The organism is Sphingomonas colocasiae, assembly GCF_019880585.1.
GTDB lineage: Bacteria > Pseudomonadota > Alphaproteobacteria > Sphingomonadales > Sphingomonadaceae > Sphingobium_A > Sphingobium_A colocasiae.
The window spans coordinates 36561-58333 of sequence record NZ_JAINVV010000006.1 but is presented as its reverse complement, the minus strand read 5'-3'; the positions used below and the strand labels follow the sequence as shown (position 1 = coordinate 58333).

General features: G+C 60.6%; 13 protein-coding genes and 1 pseudogene. 12 read left to right on the top strand and 2 right to left on the bottom strand.

Annotation, left to right across the window (positions count from 1 at the left end):
- Positions 1–60 precede the first annotated feature (60 nt).
- The 10 genes from K7G82_RS13625 (at position 61) to K7G82_RS13580 (ending at position 13439) form a co-directional block, all read left to right on the top strand.
- On the top strand, positions 61–1188 hold the full coding sequence (locus K7G82_RS13625; RefSeq protein WP_222990455.1) for a metallophosphoesterase: 1128 nt from the start codon (positions 61–63) through the stop codon (positions 1186–1188).
- 125 nt (positions 1189–1313) lie between these two features.
- Positions 1314–1787: a hypothetical protein gene (locus K7G82_RS13620; RefSeq protein ID WP_222990454.1), complete on the top strand. Its 474-nt coding sequence runs from the start codon at positions 1314–1316 to the stop codon at positions 1785–1787.
- A gap of 435 nt (positions 1788–2222) precedes the next feature.
- Positions 2223–2831: an RNA polymerase sigma factor gene (locus K7G82_RS13615; RefSeq protein WP_222990453.1), complete on the top strand. Its 609-nt coding sequence runs from the start codon at positions 2223–2225 to the stop codon at positions 2829–2831.
- Between the two features lie 189 nt (positions 2832–3020).
- On the top strand, positions 3021–3893 hold the full coding sequence (gene exbB, locus K7G82_RS13610; RefSeq protein ID WP_246623569.1) for a tonB-system energizer ExbB: 873 nt from the start codon (positions 3021–3023) through the stop codon (positions 3891–3893).
- Between the two features lie 12 nt (positions 3894–3905).
- Positions 3906–4334, top strand: coding sequence for a TonB system transport protein ExbD (gene exbD, locus K7G82_RS13605; RefSeq protein ID WP_222990451.1), 429 nt, complete (start codon positions 3906–3908; stop codon positions 4332–4334).
- The gene (locus K7G82_RS13600; RefSeq protein ID WP_222990450.1) at positions 4331–5188 is read left to right on the top strand and encodes an energy transducer TonB; all 858 of its coding nucleotides are present in this window, start codon (positions 4331–4333) and stop codon (positions 5186–5188) included. The genes exbD and K7G82_RS13600 overlap by 4 nt, the downstream gene beginning before the upstream one ends.
- 154 nt (positions 5189–5342) lie before the next feature.
- Positions 5343–6275 carry a FecR family protein gene (locus tag K7G82_RS13595; protein WP_222990449.1) on the top strand — a complete coding sequence of 311 codons (933 nt, stop codon included), beginning with the start codon at positions 5343–5345 and terminating at the stop codon, positions 6273–6275.
- Between the two features lie 401 nt (positions 6276–6676).
- Positions 6677–9481 (top strand): TonB-dependent siderophore receptor, encoded by a 2805-nt coding sequence (locus tag K7G82_RS13590; protein ID WP_222990448.1) that lies wholly within the window; start codon positions 6677–6679, stop codon positions 9479–9481.
- 414 nt (positions 9482–9895) lie between these two features.
- Positions 9896–12292 (top strand): peptidase M16 family protein, encoded by a 2397-nt coding sequence (locus tag K7G82_RS13585; RefSeq protein ID WP_222990447.1) that lies wholly within the window; start codon positions 9896–9898, stop codon positions 12290–12292.
- A gap of 412 nt (positions 12293–12704) precedes the next feature.
- Positions 12705–13439 (top strand): hypothetical protein, encoded by a 735-nt coding sequence (locus K7G82_RS13580; RefSeq protein WP_222990446.1) that lies wholly within the window; start codon positions 12705–12707, stop codon positions 13437–13439.
- 108 nt (positions 13440–13547) lie between these two features.
- On the opposite strand, the pseudogene K7G82_RS13575 reads toward K7G82_RS13580, so the two are convergent.
- Both K7G82_RS13575 and K7G82_RS13570 read right to left on the bottom strand, forming a co-directional pair.
- Positions 13548–14462 (bottom strand): annotated as a pseudogene (locus tag K7G82_RS13575) (nucleotidyl transferase AbiEii/AbiGii toxin family protein).
- The gene (locus K7G82_RS13570) at positions 14437–15033 is read right to left on the bottom strand and encodes a hypothetical protein (protein WP_222990445.1); all 597 of its coding nucleotides are present in this window, start codon (positions 15031–15033) and stop codon (positions 14437–14439) included. Before K7G82_RS13570 ends, K7G82_RS13575 begins: the two are co-directional and overlap by 26 nt.
- A gap of 338 nt (positions 15034–15371) precedes the next feature.
- Here K7G82_RS13570 and K7G82_RS13565 point away from each other — a divergent pair, with 338 nt between their 5' ends.
- Both K7G82_RS13565 and K7G82_RS13560 read left to right on the top strand, forming a co-directional pair.
- Positions 15372–18908, top strand: a complete 3537-nt coding sequence (locus K7G82_RS13565; RefSeq protein ID WP_222990444.1) for a TonB-dependent receptor domain-containing protein — start codon at positions 15372–15374, stop codon at positions 18906–18908.
- 59 nt (positions 18909–18967) lie between these two features.
- Positions 18968–21751, top strand: a complete 2784-nt coding sequence (locus tag K7G82_RS13560) for an insulinase family protein (RefSeq protein WP_222990443.1) — start codon at positions 18968–18970, stop codon at positions 21749–21751.
- Positions 21752–21773: the final 22 nt, after the last annotated feature.

Genomic DNA, 21773 nt, shown 5'->3' with positions numbered 1-21773 from the left:
CAGGTGTCCACAGCGATGCGTGATATCATGCGGTTCAGTCGCCTCGAATGGGGATCCAGAGTGATCCGACATCGTCGGTTCGGCCTGATCGCCGCGTTCCTCTGCATGCCCGCTGCGGCGATCTCGCAGGCTGGGCCTGATGCGTTCGGGCCCGACGGTCCCTATGTCGAGGCGAAGGGTGGCGGCTGGGTTGCGCGCGTCGCGGGTGGCGGGAGCGATGTGCCGGTGCGGGCAGGTGGGGCCATCGACATCGCCGCGGTCGGTCGCGTGCCTGCCTTCCGCGTGAAGCTGCGTCCGCCGGCGGTGCCGTCGCCGGACGTCCTGACGCTGGGTGAAGCAGCGCAGATGTTCGTCATGGCTGACACCCATGGCGAATATGAGATCATGGTCGAACTGCTTCAGGCGCAGAAGATCATCGATCGCAAACTCGGCTGGTCCTTCGGGCGCGGACATATGGTCGTCACCGGCGACATCTTCGACCGGGGTCCGCATCAGCTCCAGATATTGTGGCTGCTTTACAAGCTGGAGGATGAAGCCCGGAAGGCCGGGGGCGGGCTGCATATCGTTCTCGGCAATCACGAGGCCATGATCGTGCGCGGCGACCTGCGCTACCTCCATCCGCGTCACGCCGGCACCGCTGCCGCGCTCGGCCATCAGAACTATGCAGACCTGTTCGATGCATCGACGCTGCTCGGCGTCTGGCTCCGTTCGAAGCCGTCGCTGTTCAGGATCGACGATATGCTCTTCGCCCATGGAGGTGTCTCGCCCGATCTCGCGAAGAGTGGGATGAATCTTTCCGACATCAATCTGCGCCTGCGTGCCGTGCTCGACTGGCGAAAGGACGGGCCGAGGCTCTCCGGACAGGATGCGCTGCTGGCCGGGGAGGCGGGGCCGCTCTGGTACCGGGGCTATTTTTCGACGCCCGGCAACACGAAATACGGCCCCGTACTGGGCGATGGCGAGGTGTCGCAGGCACTCGCCGTTTTCGGTGCCCGTCGGATTTTCGTCGGGCATACACCGCAGGAACATGCGAATCTCCTTTTCGGCGGCAAGGTCGCGGCGGTCCATGTCTACCCCGAGTGCGACAAGGACGGGAAACCCGTCATCGAAGCCGCCATCCGCCTTCGTGGGGTTTGGCAGGTCGCCGACGCATTGGGCGCACGCAAAACGTTTCCGGAGAGCCGGTGACGGCTAGCGCGGAGAGCTCCGGCCTGTCCGTCCCAAAGCAATATACCCGCCTCCGACTGTCCAGCTTCATCGTCTCAGTCGCATCCTGATGCAGAAGCCGTGCTGAATATTTTGAAAGCCCAATCATGCTGAAATATCTTCCTCCCGCCCTGTTCGTCGCATCTGGCGCGGCGCTGTCGCAAGAACCGGCTTTGCCGCCGTTCAAGTCGGCGGACGTGAGCTGGGCGACGGTCAAGGGAAGGGGTGTTCTGACCGGCAGCGCCATCGACCGGATCGACGGTACGGAGACAAATTGCGCGGACATGCCCGTCAATCTCGTCCCGAGATCGGCCTATGCGGATGCGCGGATGAAGGCGATCTATGGGACGATCGAGGCCGGCTCCAAGCCCAATGCCGAAATTCCCACGCTTCCGTCCAACCCGGACTATCAGGCCAGCCAGTTGAAAGTTAATTGCGACCGGGACGGCCGGTTCAAATTTTCCGGCCTGGCTGCCGGCACCTATTATCTGTCGACCTTTATTCTCCTGAACGGCCCAGGGATATGCGGACCCTGGCAGGTCAGTCGCGGTCATGCGCCGGGTCATTGTCGCCGCCGATAAGCCTGTTGATGTCAAATTGACCATCGCGGCGAAATAGACGTGTTCGGCCGGGCGGCGGTTCGCGCTGCCTGGCCTCGTCCTGATCTAGATCCTGGGCGATCTCACTACGTCGCGGCGCCTCCGGGCCACCCGTAGGCCCAGCTCCCAACGCCGGCCCCATCAGAGGCGCCATCCGGCTTGCCGCCGCCCGTGATCAAGCGATACCATCGCTGCCGCCGGCTGGCGCAGTTCCATCCCGCATGTGCCGGCGCGAGAAAAATTTCATCCGAAACGATTTCAGCGGTGAGGGAGTGCGGATCTCGCTCGTTGTGATTGTCGGTGGTGGGGTCTTGGCATGGACGCGGCGCGTTTGGGTTCGGTGGGACGGTTCCGCAGCCGCTGTAATGCGCGGCGTAAGGCCTCATGCCTTGCGGCTTTGGCCGGGGCCGTGCCGGCGTGACCGGAGACGCGCGCGAGCCGCCGGATTTTCCATCGGTCTTCATCGCGTCGCGCCCTGCGCTCGAGCGGATGATGGCCAAATATGTCGGATGTCCGCAGGTGGCTGCCGATCTTGCCGGCGATCTCTATCTGCGCCTCGCCAGAAGCGATCATGCGCGCATGCCCGCGCACGAGTTGCAGCGCTATCTGTTCCGGGCCGCTATCAACATCGCGATCGACCATGCGCGTGCGCGCCGTCGGCGCGCGGTGATCCTGCGCGACAATGCCGTGCATTTCGAGAGCGTCGTCGAAAGCGCGGAGCCTGCCGCGATCGCGGCCGAGCAGCTGACCGTCGTAAGCGAGGCGATCGACGAACTGCCCGACAAGCTGCGCGACATTTTGCGCTGGCGCGCGAGCGGCGAGAGCTATCGCGATATCGCGGCGCGTCTCGATGTGTCGGTGAGCATGATCGAGAAGCATATCAGCCGCGCCCTCCAGCATTGCCGGCAGCGTCTCGCGCAGGTCAACGACATCGATGCGCTGGACGCGGCGAAGGTTGAGAACGGGGCGACGCCGGGGACGAAACCGGAGGCCGGATCGGCGCGGCGATCCGCGAACCGGGGCTGATCGTGCCGGAGCGATCGATCAGCGGTCAGGCCTCGGCGTCCGGGTGCGCCGTATTGGCGCCGGCCGAAACTGCGTGGACGCGCATTTTCGTCGGGCTGGCATTGGGGGGATGCCGGGATCGATCGTTTTGCAGCTGAAAGGCCGTGCGATCATCTTCGGTCGCGCGAGGGGGAGTAGAAACGCGTGGCGATGAATTCGGTGACGATGAATCCGGTGGTGAAGCAGGGGCTTGCGTTCAGGCGTCTGTGTGGGGCGGTCGGGCACCTATCGGGCGCGGTCACGCTCACTGCCCTGGTCGCGGGGCTGACGATGCCGGTTGCGGCGTTTGCGCAAGAGGCGGTGCCTGTGGCGGTTCCGTTGGTGGTGCCGAAGAACCTGACCTACTGGCAGATGTTCGCGCATGCGACATTGGTGGTGAAGCTGGTGATGATGGTGCTGCTGATGGCGTCGGTGGCGACGTGGACGATCTGGATCTCGAAGCTGGTGGAGCTGAAGAACGCGAACCGGCGTCTGCGCGCGGACCTGGCGATGCTGGGAACGGTGGATGCGCTGGGCAAGGTGGGCGAGCTTCAGCACGGGGCGCCGGCGGGCATGCTCCAGCTGGTGCGCACCGAATTCGCGCGGACGGGCGAGATCGCGACGGTCGAGGCGGGCGAGGGGGTCAAGGAGCGGCTCGCGGCGCGCTTCGTGACCGTCGAGGCGGGCGCGATCGAGCGCATGCTGCGCGGCGCCAGCGTGCTGGCGACGGTGGGCGCGATCACGCCTTTCGTCGGACTGTTCGGCACGGTCTGGGGGATCATGAACAGCTTCATCGGCATTTCGCAGTCGAACACGACCAACCTGGCGGTGGTGGCGCCGGGCATCGCCGAGGCGCTGCTTGCGACCGCGATGGGTCTGGTCGCGGCGATCCCGGCGGTGATCATGTACAATCATGTGGCGCGCAGCGTTGCGGGCTATCGGCGGAACCTCGCCGATGCCTCGACCCAGGTCGCGTGTCTCGTCAGCCATGAGGTCGATGTGAAGCTCGGTGCGCGCGGATCCGTCCGCGCCGCGGCCGCCTGAGGATCTCGCGCCATGGCGATGAAGCTTTCCCACAGCGACGACGGTCTCGATCTCAACCATGACATCAATGTGACGCCGTTCATCGACGTGATGCTGGTGCTGCTGATCATCTTCATGGTGGCGGCGCCGCTCGCGACCGTGAACGTCAATGTCGACCTGCCGGTCTCGACCGCGCAGGCGCAGCCCCAGACCGAGGAGCCGATCGTGCTGAGCCTCGGCAAGGACCTGTCGCTGAGTCTCGGCAATGACCGCATCGAGCGGGCGGCGCTTGCGGCGCGGCTGGGCGAGCGGACCAAGGGCAATCTCAATGCACGCATCTTCCTGCGCGCCGACAAGGTCGTCAATTATGGCGACCTGATGGGGCTGATGAACGAGCTGCGCGCCTCGGGCTATCTGAAGGTGGCGCTGGTCGGCCTCGAACCCGGAGCCGCGCAGCCATGAACGTGCAGGCAACCCTGAAAAAGCCCGGGGTGTCGACCGCCGGTGTAACGTCGGTTCCGCCCAGGAGCGTGAAGGACGCCGCCGTGGCCGGGAAGGCCGGGGCAAGCCCGGTCATGGCGGCAATCGTGCCGGTTGACGACAGCCGCCGCCTGATGGGCGCGGGGCTGGCATCGCTCGGCGTGCATGGCGCGGTCGCGGCGGCGCTGTTCGTGGGATTTGCCGGCGCGACGCCCGCACCACCGATGGCGGCGATGGTGGTCGAGATGGCGGAACTGCCATCGGCCCCGCCGGCGCCGCCGACGCTCAGTCCGCCGACGCACGAGCAGAAAAAGGCCGAGCCCGAGCCGGTGATCGACAAGCTCAAGCTGCCGCCGATCCCCAAGCTCGCGTTCAACATCACGCCCGATGTGGCGGTGCCGGTGCGCGAGAAGCAAAAGGAGAAGAAGGAGCAGGCGGACAAGCCCGCCGAGGAGACGACGCATCAGGCGGCCCCCGAGGCGCCCAACAAGGACAAGCCCAAGGCGCCGCAGACCGGTGCGCCCTCCAATAGCAACTCGCGCGCCGAGCAGAGCTGGGAAGCGAAGGTGCTGGCCGCGCTCGAGCGGCGCAAGCGCTATCCCGACGCGGCGCAGAGCGCGGGGCAGGAGGATGTCGTCCAGGTGCGGATCGTGATGGACAGGAGCGGGCGCGTGATCAATTCGCAGATCCGGCGCAGCCGCGGCTTCTCGCTGCTCGACGGCGAGGTCGCCGCGCTCGTCCGCCGCGCCAGCCCGCTGCCCAAGCCGCCACAGGAGGTCACGGGCGAGCAGATCGCGCTCCTCGTCCCCGTCGAATTCTTCATGAAGAAACGCTGAAAGGACCAGCCCCGTGTTGTCGTGGATCGGCGTTCGCACTAACCGCAGCGAGAGGGACCATGTCCCCGCGCGCGATGTCGTGCGCAGATTCCCGAGGGAGGGCGCGGGACGTCAGGCGATGACCGGCAAGGATCACCAAACGCCGAGGTTGAGAATGGGGCATGATCCCGAAGACGAGGCGCGCGACTGGCTCGTCCGCATGAACTCGGGTTCGGTCGCGGATGCCGACCGCGCCGCCTTCGAGCGCTGGCACGCTGATCCCGAACATGCCGCGGCCTATGCCGAGCTGGAGCATGTCTGGGCGCTGATGATGCAGTCGGCGGGTCCCGCCGACAATATCGTCACCTTCACCGGCCGGCCGCGCCGCTTCGAGCGTTTCCGCGCGCATTGGGCGCGCAATGTCGCCGCCATCGCCGCGAGCCTCGCCGTGCTGGCGCTTGGCGCGCAGCAATATGCGACCGTCTGGCGCTTCGACCATGCGACCCAGGGCTCGGCGCGGGGGCATGTGCCTCTCGCCGATGGCAGCACGGTCGAACTCAACACCGGCTCGGCGATCGACATCGATTATCGCGACGGCGAGCGTCATGTGACGCTGGCGCGCGGCGAGGCCTTTTTCGACGTGAAGCGCGATCCCGCCCGGCCCTTCGTCATCGGCGCGGGGGCGGGCGAGGTTCGCGTGCTCGGCACCGCTTTCTCCGTGAAGCGCGAGGGCGATGGCGCGCGCGTCACCGTCATTCGCGGGCGGGTCCGCGTGACGGGAGGGGATGGCCGCTCGGTCGAGCTCGTCCCCGACCAGCAGGCCGCGTTCGGCAATGGCAATGCGCTTGCGGTCGCGAAGGTCGACGCCGCGACCGCGCTTGCCTGGTCGCGCGGCCAGCTCGTCTTCGTCAATCGCCCGCTCGGCGAAATACTGAGCGAGATCGACCGCTATTATCCCGGAGCCCTGTTCCTGGTCGACGAGAAGGCCGGGCGCCAGCGCATGAACGCCACCATCAATCTCGACCGGATCGACGACTGGGTGATGGCGATCGCCAAGTCGCAGAAGATCAGAGCGCGGCGTCTGCCGGGGGCGATCCTGGTCGGCTGACCGGGGCCGCCGTGTCATGGGGCGGCTTTTCCAGATCGTCTCGTGCTGTCCGAAGAGCGGCCGCGTGCCCGCCGCGATCCGAAGCGCCTGTCTGCCGTGGGGATTTCATGCCCGGGCTCGTGGAGGAAAAAGTTCCGGGCGCGTTCGGGCGAGGCTCCTGTAGGATGGGATGACGTTCAAGATGCGAGGGCGGTAAGGCGAGGCGGATCGATCGCCGCTTCTTCATTCTCATGACGCATCCGCTCATCACCGGTGCGGTTACGGCAATCTGCGTGCCGGCCCACGGGCGTTCGAAAGTCAGGCCCCAATCGGGAAGTTGATCGGTTTCATGCGGTGCCGCTGATTCAGTTCGTTGAGGGGATAGCGCTCGAAATCATCGAGCCGAATTCAGGGGGGTTTTCATGAAACTGCGTCATCTCACCCGGTCCTCGCGAACCGCGCTCGCCATCGCGCTCGCTGCGCCTGCCGTCATCGCACTGCCGCAAGCGGCCCATGCGCAGCCTGCGGCCCAGTCCTTCTCCATTCCTGCTGGCGATCTCCGTGCCGCACTCCAGGCATTCTCGTCGAGCACCGGCATCCAACTCGTCTATTCCAGCGATCTCGTCGTCGGGAAGCGCTCGTCGGGCGTGTCGGGTGAAATGACCGCCCAGGCCGCGCTCGCGCGCCTGCTCGCCGGTACGGGACTTTCGGCGCGCATGTCGGGCAACAGCGCGACCATCACCAGGGCCGGCGCCGCGGGTGAAATCGCCGCCCAGGACGGCGAGCGGGTACTCGGGCCAGTGCGGATCGAGGGCGACCAGGGTTCCCCCTATTTCGGCGGCGCGGGCAGGGCTGCGGGCGTCAACGGCGTCAACGGCTCGCGCGATATCACCGCGACCGAGGGTACCGGCAGCTTTACATCGGGTGCGCTGACCATCGGGAGCAAGGTGGCGCAGTCGATGAAGGACGTGCCGCAATCGATCAGCGTGCTGACCAGCGAGCGGCTGGAGCAACAGAACGTCACCGATTTTACGACGGCGATGCGGCAGTTGCCGGGCATCACGCTCGTGCAAGGTGGATCGAGCATGGAAACCCAGTTTCTCTCACGCGGGTTCCTCATCAACAGTATCCAGATCGATGGCGGTGCGCCGCTATCGATGTCATTTGGATTGCGCGATGGATATAATCCTCAGATCGACATGTCGATCTACGATCACGTCGAAATATTGCGCGGCGCAGCGGGGCAGTTCGGTGCGTATGGGAATCCCTCGGGCACTGTGAATCTCGTTCGTAAGAAGCCGCTCGATCATGGGCAATTGACGATCGACGCTCAGGCGGGGAGCTGGAGCAACTATCGTCTTGTCGTTGATGCAACGACGCCGCTTGCGTTCGATGGCAAGCTGCGCGGTCGCCTGGTGACAACCTATCAGGATCAGCGCTATTTTTACGACAGGGCCAAGCTCAACAAGATCCTGATCTACGGCGTCACCGAGCTCGATGTCACGCCGACCACGCTGCTCACGGCCGGGCTCAACTATACCAAGCAGGATACCGTGCCCTGGATCGGCGGTCTGCCCCGCTACCAGACCGGTGCTGATCTGAAGCTGCCGCGTTCGACGTCTCTTGTATTTCCATGGAATCGCTGGGATTTCGAGACACGCGAACTGTTCGGCACGCTTGAGCAGAAGATCGGCTCGGAATGGCTGCTGAAGCTCAACGTGACGCAGAACAGGCAGACCAGTTTCCGGAAAACCGCTGGCAGCGAGGGGGCGGTAAACCCGGTCAATGGACTCGGGCCGGACATGATTGGCGCCTATTATGATACTGGGTCGGAGCAGCTTTCCGCCGAGGCGACGTTGACGGGTGCGTTCATGCTCTTCGGGCAGCGTCAGGAGGTGACCATGGGTGTCAACCGTGTCGCCAGTGATGCTACCGATGGATTCGCTTATCAGGCCCTTATTCTCGGAGCCTCTTTTAATCTCTATCAGCCATATGCAAACGGGCCGATCTATTGCGGTAGCGGGCCGGCTTTCTGTCCAGCTGGAACCGTCAATCGCACCTATCCGCCGGTCAATGTTCTCAATTTCAACCCCAATGACCCGATCTACACCGAGCCGCGCGCTCCCCTTGCAAGTGGGCGTTTTCTCGAAAACGGTCAGGTCCGGTCAAGCGCCTATCTCAATCTCAGATTGACGGCGTTCGACAGGCTGCATCTGACCACTGGCTTGCGCTGGACTCGCGAAGAAACGAATCAAATCCAGCAGGCGCTTTGTGTAAACTTGGCGTCCAGCGGCTGCGTCGGCAAAGCCATTGGCGATGTCCGCAGCGAACCGCTTAATCGGCATTATGGCAGCACCGACTTCAGTTGGCCGCCAGCCGCCAACCTATCTTTCGATGTCACGAAAGCGTTGACGGTCTATGCCGGTTATACCGATATCTATGCGAGCCAATCGCAGTATCGAACTGTCCAGGAAACGGCGCTGGCCCCGGTTACGGGGGGGAATTGGGAGGCTGGCGTGAAGTGGGCGGCCCGCGATGGTAAGCTTAACCTGACCCTCGCTGCCTATCGTATGCAGCAGAAAGGAAGTGCCATCCGTGACATGTCCATTCCAGAGTACGAGGTGAGTCAGGGGGTTCGTTGCTGCTATATTGGTGATCCGAATAATATCGTCCAGAGCACGGGAATTGATGTTGAAGTGAGTGGCGAACTGCGGCGCGGATTGCAGTTTTCGGCAAGCTATAACTATAATAAAACCACTTATGAAGGAAAGACATATGAAGAATATGGCATGGCCGGGACGACATATAACTCGATCTCGCCAAGGCATGTCTACAAACTCTGGATGAGCTATGATTTCGGAGCTGCTGGCCATAGCGGCAAGATCTCCGGATTGACGTTATCCGGCGGTGTCAATGGACAATCTTCGGCCTATTATACGGGATATTTCTGCCAGAATTACATTGGTGAGCCGAATCCGGTCAATGGTCAGCAGGAATGCGCGTCCTGGGGGCCGCCCGACTTTGCGCCGTATGAATTCACGGTTCCAGCCTATGCGGTGGTCTCGGCGCGTATCGACTATCGCTTCTCCGATAAATGGTCACTGGCGCTCAATCTCGAGAATATCCTCGACAAGACCTATTATCAGACTGTCTCCAACTCGCCCAGCAGTGGGCACTGGTATGGTGCGCCCCGATCGGTAACCGCGTCTCTCCGCGCCAAATGGTAGGCTGTTAGCGTCTGTTGCGTCGGGGCGATCCTTGTGGATCGCCCCGAACAAAACACGCAGGTACGCGGCGCAGCCGGTGCCCGGGCCTTCGCAGCACCGCCTTTCGGGCAGATATATATTTTGCCGATCGGCAAGCTCGCTGAAGTTTGCAGTGCACTGCGCTGATCGGGCACTTGCAGGCTGCTGATTGACGCCTCGATGCTTGGAGACCGGTCTCCGCGAGAGATGCGGGTAGTGCTCCGGCCTATGTCGGAGGCCGTGCGTGGCTGCCAGGACCAGAGCTGGCTGGCCTGCCCTGACGCTGTGCGGTTCGCTCGAGCTTGAACGCGTCCGCTTTGTCTTCGGGCAAAGGCGAGGTTTTTCCATGCGCGCGATGGTCTGGGGCTCTCAGCCGGGACGCGCCTGCGTTGCTCGATGAAATTCAGAACATATTCGAAAAAGGTAACGGCCATGATATATTCGAAAGCGCGCCCCCTTCTGGTCGTCGGGGTGGCGGGAGCCCTGGGTGGTCTTGCGGCATTTGGCTATGCCAGGGTTCCGCAAGACCATGTCTCGGCGTCCGCACATGGTGGTGGTGGCCATGCGACGCCCGCAGCCTTGGCGACGTCACCATCGGTTCGCGGACCTCGGTCGTTGAGCGGCCGGTCGCCGGTCGCGGCGCAATCGACTGGTAAGGTTGCGCGGGCTGCTGTCGACGCGCGAACGACAGTATCGGGCACGCTTCCGAATGGATTCCGATATCATATCATAGGATTGCCGGACACGTTCGAGATGACGTCGGCAAGGCTGATGCTTCGCGTAGGCATGGTTGACGAGAAGGAGGGCCAACAGCAGATCGGCCATCTCATCGAGCATCTGGTGCTGACCTATTATACCGATGGGAAAGGCAAGCGTAAGCTGTTGGGCGACCTGCGCGAAAGCTGGATGCCGCGAGCCTATGCGGTCAGCGCGGGCGGTGTGAATTGGACCGATACCCGATACCATCTGGAAGCGCCCAACGGCGAAGTTGACGCTCTTTTTGAGCGGGTCAGGGAAATCGCACAGGGATCGCGCTTCACGGCCGATGAGGTGAAAATACAGCGGCGGCCGGTCGAACTCGAATTTTCGGCAAGTCCGTATCTGGATGGCTTTCAACACCGGTCATGGCGGATGCTTAACGCTATGGCCGGCATGGCGGATCATTCCGTCAATCGCTGGAAAAAGGCGTCGGAAAAATTTCCCTTCGATCAAGTGCGCGCATTCGCTGACGAATATTATGTTCCTGAACGCGAGATGCTCTACGTCGCCACGTCTTTGGACCCTTTGCTGATCAAGGCGATGATCGAGAAAAAATTCGGGAACATGAAGAGGGGGCGCACGAACGTGGCGGCATTGTCCGGTGCCTGTATCATCCGACCGGACCCTCAAATCTCCAGGGATCGCCGGCCGGTGCGGCTGTTCGTCGCTCCCGAAGGAAAAGACGTTCGCATGGTCGTCGGCGTGGGCGACAGTGGAAACATCAAGCTGAAATCCGGAGTGGAGATTGCGCCCGAGTCGGCTTGGAGCATGGTCATGGGTGCTTTGGAAAAAATGGGATATGGTCGGCAACTTGCAATGTTCCGACAGGGGGTGGTGTGGCGGATGGGAGCGCCACTTCAGATCTATCGTGTCGCGCAAGCCGGCCGGATTGCATCTCTCGTCGGTTCGGACTTGGCTGAATTGAAGGGTCTTTTGCTGGAAATCGAGAAAAATTCGTCTGTCGTGGCGTCCAATATTCCGCGCCGGGAAAAGAGAAACGAGCGGCCCAACTCAGCCGAAAATTATATCGATCAAGCGATCGCGCGCGATTGTGATAATCCTTTCCAGCGGGATATCCGAGACCTCGATAATGACGAGAAAGCCGAATATCTGAAGGCGTTCGCGACCGCCGCGCTCGACGGCAAATTGCAGTACATAGTATCGAGCGACGCTGGCCAGGGCGAAGAAGCCGTTAGGCGCATTTTGCCCGCAGACACGTTGCGGGAATTGCCGTCAAGTTCGGATGCTGCGCGGGTGTCGGATGCCGGACTCCCCGACCGTGAACTCAAATATGAAATCCAGCTTGCGAGAGGGCCGGTGAGCGCCGCGCAGCGAATGGTGGCGGATGCGTTGCTCTCGCTGCCCGACAGCGTCCCGGCGGCGGCCATGGGCAAGGAGGAATATACGCAGGAGAAATCGCGAAAGGGAGTTGTCGAATCTATAACTGAATCTGCCGCGGGAATGCGCTGGACGTTAAGCGGACGGGCATCCGCAGAGCCGCTGATGCAGGAAATCTACGAGGACCGCAAAGCGCTTTTCGCCGGGAATTACAGCGCTGACGACGTTGCGGCAGTCGCGGACAATCAATCTCTGGAATGGCTGGGTGGCCTTGCCGTGGCAATCGTCGAGAAGCGTAAAATCCCGGCGGTCTTTCAGCCGGTTTCAAAAGAATCGCTGCTTGAACTCACGTCTCTGGCTCAGCCGGCCTCGCTGGTGGAGAGTGACCTCTCCCCTGGTACGCATTACATCGGTACATCCAAAAGCCGATTTGCGCAGATAATGATGTTTTTGCGGCTTCCTGAGGATGGCACTTGGAAAAATTTGACCACAAGGGATGCGATCAGAATCGTCAGGGACAAGGCTGGCTTTGCCTATACCGTTGTTGCAGGCGACGTTAAGGTTTTGGGAGGGGTCAAGTATCAGCTTATTCAATTTGTAACATTGCGAGAAGATGCTCAAAGTGCAATTGAATGGGTCGAGGGCAATGTTAAAAATATGAACAAAGATGTGAGGTTGTATTCGTTTGTGGGCTGATATGCTGTAAATTACTCCCCTGCCGCGGCCGGGCTCGCCTGGTCGCGCTGGTAGCTCGTCTTCGTCAATTGCTCGGTCGGCGAGATCGATCGCTATTATCGGGCCGGGCGCCAGCGCATCAACGCCACAATCAATCTCGACCGGATCGACGACTGGGTGATGACGATCGCGAAATCCCAGAAGATCAGGGTGCGCCGTCTGCCGGGGGCGATCCTGGTCGGTTGAGCCGGCCGGCTGCGTCAGGGCGCGGCGGTTCTCATTCTCTGGTTCCGGTGGTCGCGCATCGAACGCGTATCACTTTGCGGTCCGAAGCACTCGTCCTGCCATGCGGCTTTCCTGACCGAGCTCGTTGAGGAGATGGTCCCCGGGCGTAGTCGGGGTGATGCTTCGGGAGGATTGAATGAGGTTCAGGATGAAACTGCTGCATGCCGCGATCGCGGCAGGGTGTGTTGCGGCCGCGACCCCGGCCTTTGCGACGCCTTATCTCAGCGGCAACTATCTCCTGCCGCTGGACAAGCCAGCCGAAGTTCGCAAAGCATATTCTGCTTGCCAGGCGCCGCCGCGCGAGCAACTCGCCGCGTTGATCGAAGCGTGCGGCAAGGCGCTGGAGGTCGAGAAGGATCCGCTGAAGCGTTCCATCCTGCTTGTATTGCGATCGCAGTCGAATGTGCTGAGCAAGGATTACAGGCAAGCGCTGTCGGACGCGCAAGAGGCGGCGCGGCTGGCGCCGGAGCGGTGGGAATCACTCAACCAGCTTTGCTGGGCATCGGCTGTGTCGGGAACCGACGTGCCGGGTGCGAAAAATGCGTGTGCCCAGGCGGTGGGGCTCAGCGGTGCGAGGACCGATGCGCGGCACAGTGATGCGATCTACAGCATGCGCACGGGGAATTGGCGCAGGGCCGCCACGTTGCTTGATGGCCTTTATGAGCAGAACGCCAAGAAGTTTTCCGAGGCGGCCTATGGGTCGGCGATAGCTGCCGCGAATTTGTCGGCCGAGTACAGGAAATCGGGTAGCGCCGAGTCGCTGGAAATTGCGAAAATCACGGACGCCAATCTCGAAAAACATATCAGCACGGCTTATAAGGACGGCGCCGGATTGGCCGAGGCGAAGAAGTATTTCGCGGATCTCGGGTTCAAGATGCCGTGATGTGACCGGCTTGAAATAGCCGCGATCCTTGCCGGCTCAGTCTGCCTGGAGTGGTCTTGGTGGGCTGAGCCGACCGTCCGCTTGCGCCGTGGCCCCCAAACGCAACCCTCAGTCGAGGCAGCGAGCCAATCGCTGCACAGCGGCGGATGCCTCCTTGAAGTCCGGCACCTCGCTTTCGCCGGCAAAGGCCATGCCGCCCACGAACCGCCGATATTCCTCTTCGTACAGTGGGTCGGCGTCCAGTTGCTCGCGCATCGCCGCCAGCTGCGCGATGGCATCACCGCCGCGATGGCGATCGGCCTCGATCGTTTCGCGGACCAGCTCCGGAAAACCGCCATGCGCGGTCGCCCGCGCCTCGAGCATCGCCAGGTCATGGATATGCCGGACGATCGTCGGATCGTCGCCCTTGGCCGCCCGATCGCGCCCGAGCATGCGCCAGGTGAAGGCGCTCAGCTTGTCCGCCGCCGTCTCGACCGGATCGACGCACGGGATTTCCCCGATCTCGGGTTAGCGACGGTGATAGTCAGTGACGAACGACGACAATGGGAGGCGGGACGTCGGCAGGCTCGGCGGCTTCGCCGACAGTTCGGCCAGGACGTGCGTCCGCAGGGACTCATGCGGTGGCAGGCGCGATGGATAGGTCATCTTGATCTGGATGAACCCATTGGCGTTGCGAGACACGACGGTTTTTTCGACGAAGCCGGCTTCGATCCAGCGCGCCACGAGTGCGTCCCGGAAATCGCCCAAAGCCCTGCGTTGCTGGCTCGCACTCCTGGCGAGGAAGGCGTCCGAGAGCATCAGCTTGAAATCAACGTCTTCGGAGAAGCGCTTGATCAGGCCATGGCCCTTGAGCAAGGCGGTCCCGCCCGAAAAGGCGGGCTGGATGTCGGCATCGCCTAGCGCGACCAGATCCTCGATCGCCCTGACGACGAACCAGTCCTTTTCCACAAAGGCTTCGTCGACCGCGAGCGCACCCGCGACCCGCCCGAGAATCTTTTCAGCGGGTGCGTTCGAGAACGACATAATGTCCATCATATCCGATGCGGCGCCGGATACGATCGCGGACAGCGATCGTGCGGCCGGTCGGGACCTGTGTCGAGCGCCCGCGATTATAGGCGTCCTCGAACGAGGAGGCGGCGATCGTCTTGCCGAGCCGCCGCAGAGCCTCGGTGGCGAGCTTCTTGATGCCGACCAACGGGGCGGGCTTGCCCGTGAACGGTGAGCGTTCGGCCTTGGCGTAGAGGCCATAGCCGATCTGGACCAGCGAGCCTTGCTCGACCTTGCGCCGCAGGGCGCGCCCCACCGCGTCATAGCTTCCAAGCGTGGCGAAGTCGCCGCGCAGGAAGACATTGCGCTTCGATTGCCGAACCTTGCGATCCAGCGCATCCGCGATCGAGCCGGCTGCCACACCGGCAGGCACCTCGTCCGCCTTTCGATACCGGCCGCGCGCGACCCGGACGAGCCGCTTCTCGCGGACGAGCTGGTTGAGCGCCCGGCCGACCGAATCATAATCGGCGGGCAGCGCCAGGTCGGTGCGCCCGAGCGTTTCACCCTCGGTGAAGCGGTCCAGGATCTGGTCGGTGAGCCGGGCCATCTGTCTGCCAAAATACGACGTTTACGACATCGATATAGGCGCGGTGGGCTTGAAACTCAAGCGAGGGGGGAGGCTGCTGCTGCGTAGGGGCTGCGCCGGCGGAAATCCCGTCACCGCTACCATCATATCCGCCCGAACCCGCCGGCCCCAAGCCGGCCCGCGCGCATCTGGCGCGCGCGCTTCTTCTTGAATCCACCTTCCTGCCTCCTTCCTGAACCTTTCTTCGAAACCACCCCCATTTTTTCACCCTTCTGCGCTCTCCCCCCATTGGGGTAACCCCACCCTTGCGCGTTGGAGAAGTAACCGCGGAACGACCCGCGGTTTATCAGGGGGATCCAATGACTGTTCGTTCAGCCTTCATGCGCGCGACCTTTTCCCATGCCTCGCGCGCCGCGCTCGCGGTGGCGCTCGCCACGCCGGCCCTCATCGCCCTGGCGCCCGCGGCCCATGCCCAGCAGGCCGCCGACGCCGCCCAGCGCTTCGATATTCCCGCCGGTGATCTGACCGCGGCACTCCAGGCCTTCTCCGCCCGCACCGGCATCCAGCTCGGCTATCCCAGCGGCCTCACCGCCGGCAAGCGCAGCGGCGGCGTCTCGGGGGAGATGAGCGCGCGCCAGGCCCTGTCGCGGCTGCTCGCCGGCACCGGCCTGTCGGCGCAGATGTCGGGCAACAATGCGACCATCGTCCAGGCCGGGGCCGCCGGCGAGGTCGCGGCGCAGGACGGCGAGCGCGTGCTCGGGCCGGTGCGCGTCGAGGGGGATCAGGGGAGCGGTGTGTATCAGGCGCCGGTGCGCGGTGAGGGCATCGCGCAGCTCGGCGGTGTTCGCGGTGGGCAGGATCAGGAGGCCGATGGGTATCGGGCGAAGGTGGCGAGCATTACGACGGGCGCTCCCGTAGCGATAGAAGATATTCCGCGTTCGATCTCGGTGGTGACGCAGGAGCAGATCGAGAAGCAGGATATTACGACGCTGGGGGATGCGTTGCGGCGGTCGCCGGGTGTGATCCTCACCGATGAGCCGACCAACGAGGGCAAGAATCAAATACTCGTCCGCGGTCTTCCGGTTACCAGCTTCGCAGTCGACGGTGTTAGCACCGGCCCAGCCCGCACTGGGGCGGCCGATACCAACTCAATGAATATATTCGGCGGCCGATTGAGCCTGGATCAATATGAGCGGGTCGAGATTGTGCGTGGTCCGAATGCGTTGTTTGCCGGGGCCGGCTCACCTGGCGGCTCGATCAATTTGGTTCGCAAGCGCCCTGGCGCTGTCCCAATGCAATCGCTCACTGTGGAGGGTGGGAGTTTTGGTAGGTACGGTGCTGTTGCAGATGTCTCGACGCCGAGCCTGTTCGGTTCGCCGATCGCATTTCGCGCAGTCGTGAGTGGTCGCAACGAAACAACGCCTTACGATGATTATCAGGCGAAGAACGCTTCGTTTTATGGGATTTTTGATGCGCCTTTGGGTGACGACGGTCGATTGGAGTGGGGCGGTAGCTACACGATAGCGAATACCGATGGGTATAGCCCAGGTGCATTCCGGGCGCTGAATGGATCGCTCCTCGATTTGCCACGTACATTCGCACCGAACATAGAAAATATCTACTCCCGGGATAGAAGCTGGAATATCTTCGGAAAGCTATTTGTCGAAGTGGCGGATGATTGGAACATAGAGATTGGAGCGGACTACCGAGGTGAGCGTGGCCGTGGAGTGTCCGTCTCTCCAGCGCTATCGTTCCGCGAAGATGGGACGGTTCCAGACGCTTATAAACCGTATAGCCAGCTGCTCATGGTCGAAAGAGTTCCAAGTTCCGGTAGCAATCTTTCGGTAATGTCGAAGATAACGGGAAAATTCGATACGTTCGGTATTAGTCATAACGTATTCTCTATGATCAGCTACTACTCGAACACAAACGGCGGACTTTCGTCTGGCGAGGCTTATACTACAGCATTTGCCCCGATCCCATCCATCGATGCTTTGAGGAATCCAGAATTTACATACTACACCGGCGTAAATGTTTTGAGTAGTTATTATATCAAGGACACGCAGAGCTCTGGATTGGGGCTTGTCATAGGTGATACGGTTAATGTCGGGGATATCGTCGAGGCCGGAATAACTGCCAGGCGAGATTCTTCCAGCTACGGAAACATCAGGATCTCCGACGACCCATTGCTTCCTCGTGGAAGTGTTATCTATCAGATAAATACATCATATCGCAACGAAACTTCTGACTGGCGTTTTGGCTACAATCTATCTCTTAAGCCCGTTCGAGGCTTTACGCTGTACGGTAGCTACGCGGACGGGTTCTACAGGCAGGATGGCTTGTATTCTAGGTCAGGGGAGGCTGGCAATTATTCTTATCAGCAGTTAGATCCGGTTTCTTATAAAAATAAAGAAGCTGGCCTGAGGTACTCCGACAAAAATATGTCGCTGAGCGCTTCGGTGTACAAGCAAAGTCAGCATGGTATTGGAAGAATTGAAGGAAATCCGATTCTGGCGTGCCCGCCAGGGATATCGGGAAGCAACTTCGCTTCTACGTGTTATGCGGTTGGGGGCGAAAATATGAAATCTAAAGGGTTTGACTTCGAGGCGAGCGGAAGGATTTCGGCTGAATTGTCATTCCTTGTAAACTATGCGTACAACAAGTCCAAGTTTTCTTCATCAAGCCCAATATCTGGTAGGAATTTTAGCGAAATATCGCCGCAAAGTTCAGGGAATATATTCATCGACTGGAGTCCGTCGTTCTTGCGTGGGGTCGATGTCCAGCTTGGGGCGAGGTATAAATCAAAGTACTATAGCACGGGATCTGTATTTATTACGGATAGAGATCCGGGTAGTCCTACATATGGAGAGGTGCTTGGATCGGAAGATTATATAGTCAATCAGAAGCCCTGGATGGTATTCGATGTTGGGCTCGGGTATCAATTGACCAATAATATATCGGCGAATGTGTTTATCCAGAACATAGCGGATAAGAAGTATTTCACGTCTCCTTCTCCATCCGGCGGATATTATGGGGCTCCGCGAAGCTTCATGGCTTCGGTGAAGTGGCAGCGGCGTGGTCTGGCTCGGCAAGATGGTCGTAGCCCCACAACGGGCCTCGCACCTTTTGGCGAGCCGTCTGACTGGTACGCCGGATTTGGTGTAGGGACCTCGCTGGCTGGAAGCATCCATGCTGTTGCTGATGGAAAAGCCCAAGATGGGATGACTCCAGTTGCTTGGAATTTTGAAACCAAGAACAAGCCAGCTTATGTGTTTCAGCTTGGAACTTATCTAACGGGCAATCTGCGCGGTGAGCTTGAGGGGCAGTATCGCAACTCGGGCTGGGGGCGGATCGGTGGGGCGGACGTCGCGCCTTATGGGGTTTGCGGCGCGGTCAACGCTGCTGCTGGACAGCCATTCGATTGCAACAAGGTGCCTGGGAAGATTGAGAGCATCGCGCTGATGGCCAATCTGATCTACGAGTTTGGTGCACGGGATGCCGTCTTCAAGCCGTTTGTTGGTGCTGGAGCGGGAATTGCACGTCATAACGTGCAGCTTTTTGGAAAGATGGCCGGAATTGGTCCCGATAGTCCCGATAATTGGCGCGCTAGGTTTGATCGGCAAGCGCAAGAACCAATTAGTGGGGTCGATGTCGGCTATGATCTGACATGGCAGGTGCTAGCTGGTGCGTCGTTGGCCCTGACTGATCGTCTGCGCCTTGACGGGACATGGCGTTACACCAGCATTCCTGGTCTGAAATGGGATACCTTCAACCTTGACACTCGGTATCGCACTTATCTGCCGCTCACTCCACGCGTGGGCACCTTCAAGGGCGACTATGATAGCCATTTGATCACCATGGGACTTCGGTGGGCCTTTGGTAGCAAAAAGAAATGAATGGGTGCCGAGCGGAGGGCGCCCCTTCGCTCGGCGAACACCTCGTCGCGGAATTTGTGATGTTAATGGCGTTTCGTCTTCAGTCTCATCTGCCTTTCATCGTATGGTCGATTTCAGGTATTTTTTTCTTAGGGGGAATAATATCTTCTTCTGTTAGCGCGCGGGAAAGCAGTAGCGATTTTGTTACATTGCTCGACCGGCATCGGGAAAGCAGCCGCGCCGGAGTTCTATCGAACGGATTTCGTTATGTCATTACTTCTGACAGTTCGCTGCCAGCTGATAAACGTAGAACTACTATCTCGATGAGACTCCATGTGAATGGCGGTGAGGCTGATCTGATTCAAGTCCCGCATCTTCTTGAGCATGTTTTGGTTCGAGAGTTCAAGACGCCGGAAGGTGACACTCTGAAATCCCCGGTAGATCTATTCAGATATTGGGGCCTCGAGGCGACCAATATCGCCAACACGGATGAGGAAGGTAATATCGATTTCCGGCTCGATGTTCCCAAGGGAAGAGAGCTTGAAGCTCTCGGTTACCTGAGGGGCATCGCGAGGAAGACGTTGCTCAGCCGCGACGACATTCTTGTCGAAGCATCAATCGTGAAGGCCGAGGCTCTTAAATCCATAGCTTGGGATCGAGAATTCCATGCGAGGAAGGTTTTTTCCCGTTTGACGTCTTTCCAGGTAGGCGATGCTTTGGCGCTAGAAGAGCGACAAATTGACAGCATCGTAAAAACTCGCCCGCACGATGTCGAAAGATATTATGAGGAGCGTTTTCGAGCGAACAATCAGACAATTTATATCGAAGGCGATCTCGACGCTGCAGCGATGGAGCAGGCGGTGCATGAACGCTTCTCGGATATTCCGGGCGGCGCTCGGCTTTCGCCTCCAGGTCGTTCTCTGCCCGATTTGGCCGAGGGAGTGATTGCGTATCTCCCTGGTCTCGATGCATGTCTCGCGGGGCTGCACCTAGGTTACAATGATCGAGATGCCGTAAATCTACGACACAAGACTGCAGTTCAACTCATCATTCAAAGCCTATGGCGCCGTGCGTTGGAGAAAAGTAGCGCGCGCAATGCATTTCCTGCGGGAAACATTCTGCTTTTGCCGCGTGAAGCCCGGAAGGGTGGGGGCGCTGGTGGGATCGATGTCGAGTTTTCGGCGCTCGTTGGAGAGTTTCCGGATGCGCTAGAGGAATTGGTCCGAACATTGAAATCCGTCGTTGCGGGAGGCAATTCGGCTGAATTCGAGCGCGTGAAGGCCGAAGTCCAAACATCTGTTCCGGGCGGCGAGGGAGGATGTCAGGACGACATTCCGGGGGCCTCGGATGGCGGGGGGCAGCTGCCCGTCAAAATGCCTTCGAATGCGGGTTGCGGAAGGAGCCTGACATCGTCGGAGATCGCGGCGGTAGCATTTGCAGATGTAAAATCGGAGTTGCAGCAGTTACTCGATCCGCGTTCGATTGGCTTCCGGGCTGTGACCCGCACTGGCGACCAACAGGTCAGCATGGCTGCGGTGCGAAAGGCGTTCGCCACAAAAGCAGCGCCTGCTCACAAGCTGACGCCTGCCATTACTCTGCCCGAACTGCCCCGGAATATCCGATTGGCGAAAGCCCCTTACGCCCTTTCGTTGAAAGCGGTGCGCGACGGGATCTTTCGCGTTTCAAACAGCGAAACACCGATTTTTGTCGAGCGAGGCGCGCCGGGAAACACGTTCAGGATCGATCTCTATGGAGCGAAACTGGAGAGTTTGGGGCAGACGTTGCCTGGCCTCGCCGACAAGATCATGGGCCTGGCACGGCTGAGCGGATTTGGTCCATATGATGCCGGGCAGTTCCAGACTTATCTCGCGAGTGCCGGGCTTCGGCTCGATATTGTCGTCGGATCCAGCAGCCGATTGACCGTCAGTGGGCCCTCCGGGAAAATGGAGGAGGGCATGAATTTGCTTGTCGCCGTGCTGAACGGTCCCAACGTGGATACAAATGTACGACGGCATTATCTGCGTCGACTTCCCGTCCGACAATGCGGCTTTAACGACATGGGCCGGGCTATCAACGCGGCGCTGCAGTCCGGGCTTCCCCCCCCATCGTCATTTGCGGAAATATGCAATGCCGCTGCGGCCTTGCCCAATGATGCTGCGTTAGCCGAAACTTGGGCACAGCTTTTCGGTGACGCGAAGCGATGGGTGATCGTCGCGCACGGATCGCAGGAAGACGAGGTTGTCGAAGGGCTTCGGACTCTTGCCGACAAATTTGGTCAGCCTCGGCACCGGCTTTCAAGTGATCTTGTACCCCAAGCTCAAATGTCGCCACAAGCCGACAATCATTATGTCGTCACCCGTGGTGAAGGTCCCGACACTGCGCTGTCCATCTACATTCCGGTCAACTTCGCGGAAAACGCTGATCGGGACGGGATGATCCGGAGTTTGGAAGCCGCCTTTCCCCTTATGGGTAGATTTTGGAAGCGTATCCGTGTGGTTGAGGCAGGTGCTTACGCGCCGATGGAATATGTGAGCACGCGCCGTGGGAGGCGAGATCACGCTCTTATTCAGATCAGCTTCGTTTGCGATCCTGCTGACTCGGAGCGGCTCATTGCGGCCACATGGGACGAGTTTGCCGCGATCCAGCGCGACGGTTTGGACGCCGATGCGGCCGCCCGTGTTCAAGCGCTGAGGCCCACCGTCGTTCGCCTGATCGATGAACTGGGTGCTCCGGAGCGTTACGCTTTGACCTCAGAAGAAGCCGCCGGGAGTCGGACTATCGTTCCGGCAAGCGTTGACGAGCTAACGAAAGCGATCCGGGCGACAAGGCGCGAGGACATGATTGTTTTCGAACTACGCCCCTGAGGGCAGTCCGATTTTTCCCAAG

Bases quoted from the DNA above. Each gene is read 5' to 3' on its own strand.
- K7G82_RS13620 (WP_222990454.1), top strand. From the start codon at position 1,314: ATGCTGAAATATCTTCCTCCCGCCCTGTTCGTCGCATCTGGCGCGGCG.
- exbB (WP_246623569.1), top strand. From the start codon at position 3,021: ATGAATTCGGTGACGATGAATCCGGTGGTGAAGCAGGGGCTTGCGTTC.
- exbD (WP_222990451.1), top strand. From the start codon at position 3,906: ATGGCGATGAAGCTTTCCCACAGCGACGACGGTCTCGATCTCAACCAT.
- K7G82_RS13600 (WP_222990450.1), top strand. From the start codon at position 4,331: ATGAACGTGCAGGCAACCCTGAAAAAGCCCGGGGTGTCGACCGCCGGT.
- K7G82_RS13595 (WP_222990449.1), top strand. From the start codon at position 5,343: ATGGGGCATGATCCCGAAGACGAGGCGCGCGACTGGCTCGTCCGCATG.
- K7G82_RS13590 (WP_222990448.1), top strand. From the start codon at position 6,677: ATGAAACTGCGTCATCTCACCCGGTCCTCGCGAACCGCGCTCGCCATC.
- K7G82_RS13585 (WP_222990447.1), top strand. From the start codon at position 9,896: ATGAAATTCAGAACATATTCGAAAAAGGTAACGGCCATGATATATTCG.
- K7G82_RS13580 (WP_222990446.1), top strand. From the start codon at position 12,705: ATGAAACTGCTGCATGCCGCGATCGCGGCAGGGTGTGTTGCGGCCGCG.
- K7G82_RS13570 (WP_222990445.1), bottom strand. From the start codon at position 15,033: ATGGCCCGGCTCACCGACCAGATCCTGGACCGCTTCACCGAGGGTGAA.
- K7G82_RS13565 (WP_222990444.1), top strand. From the start codon at position 15,372: ATGACTGTTCGTTCAGCCTTCATGCGCGCGACCTTTTCCCATGCCTCG.
- K7G82_RS13560 (WP_222990443.1), top strand. From the start codon at position 18,968: ATGTTAATGGCGTTTCGTCTTCAGTCTCATCTGCCTTTCATCGTATGG.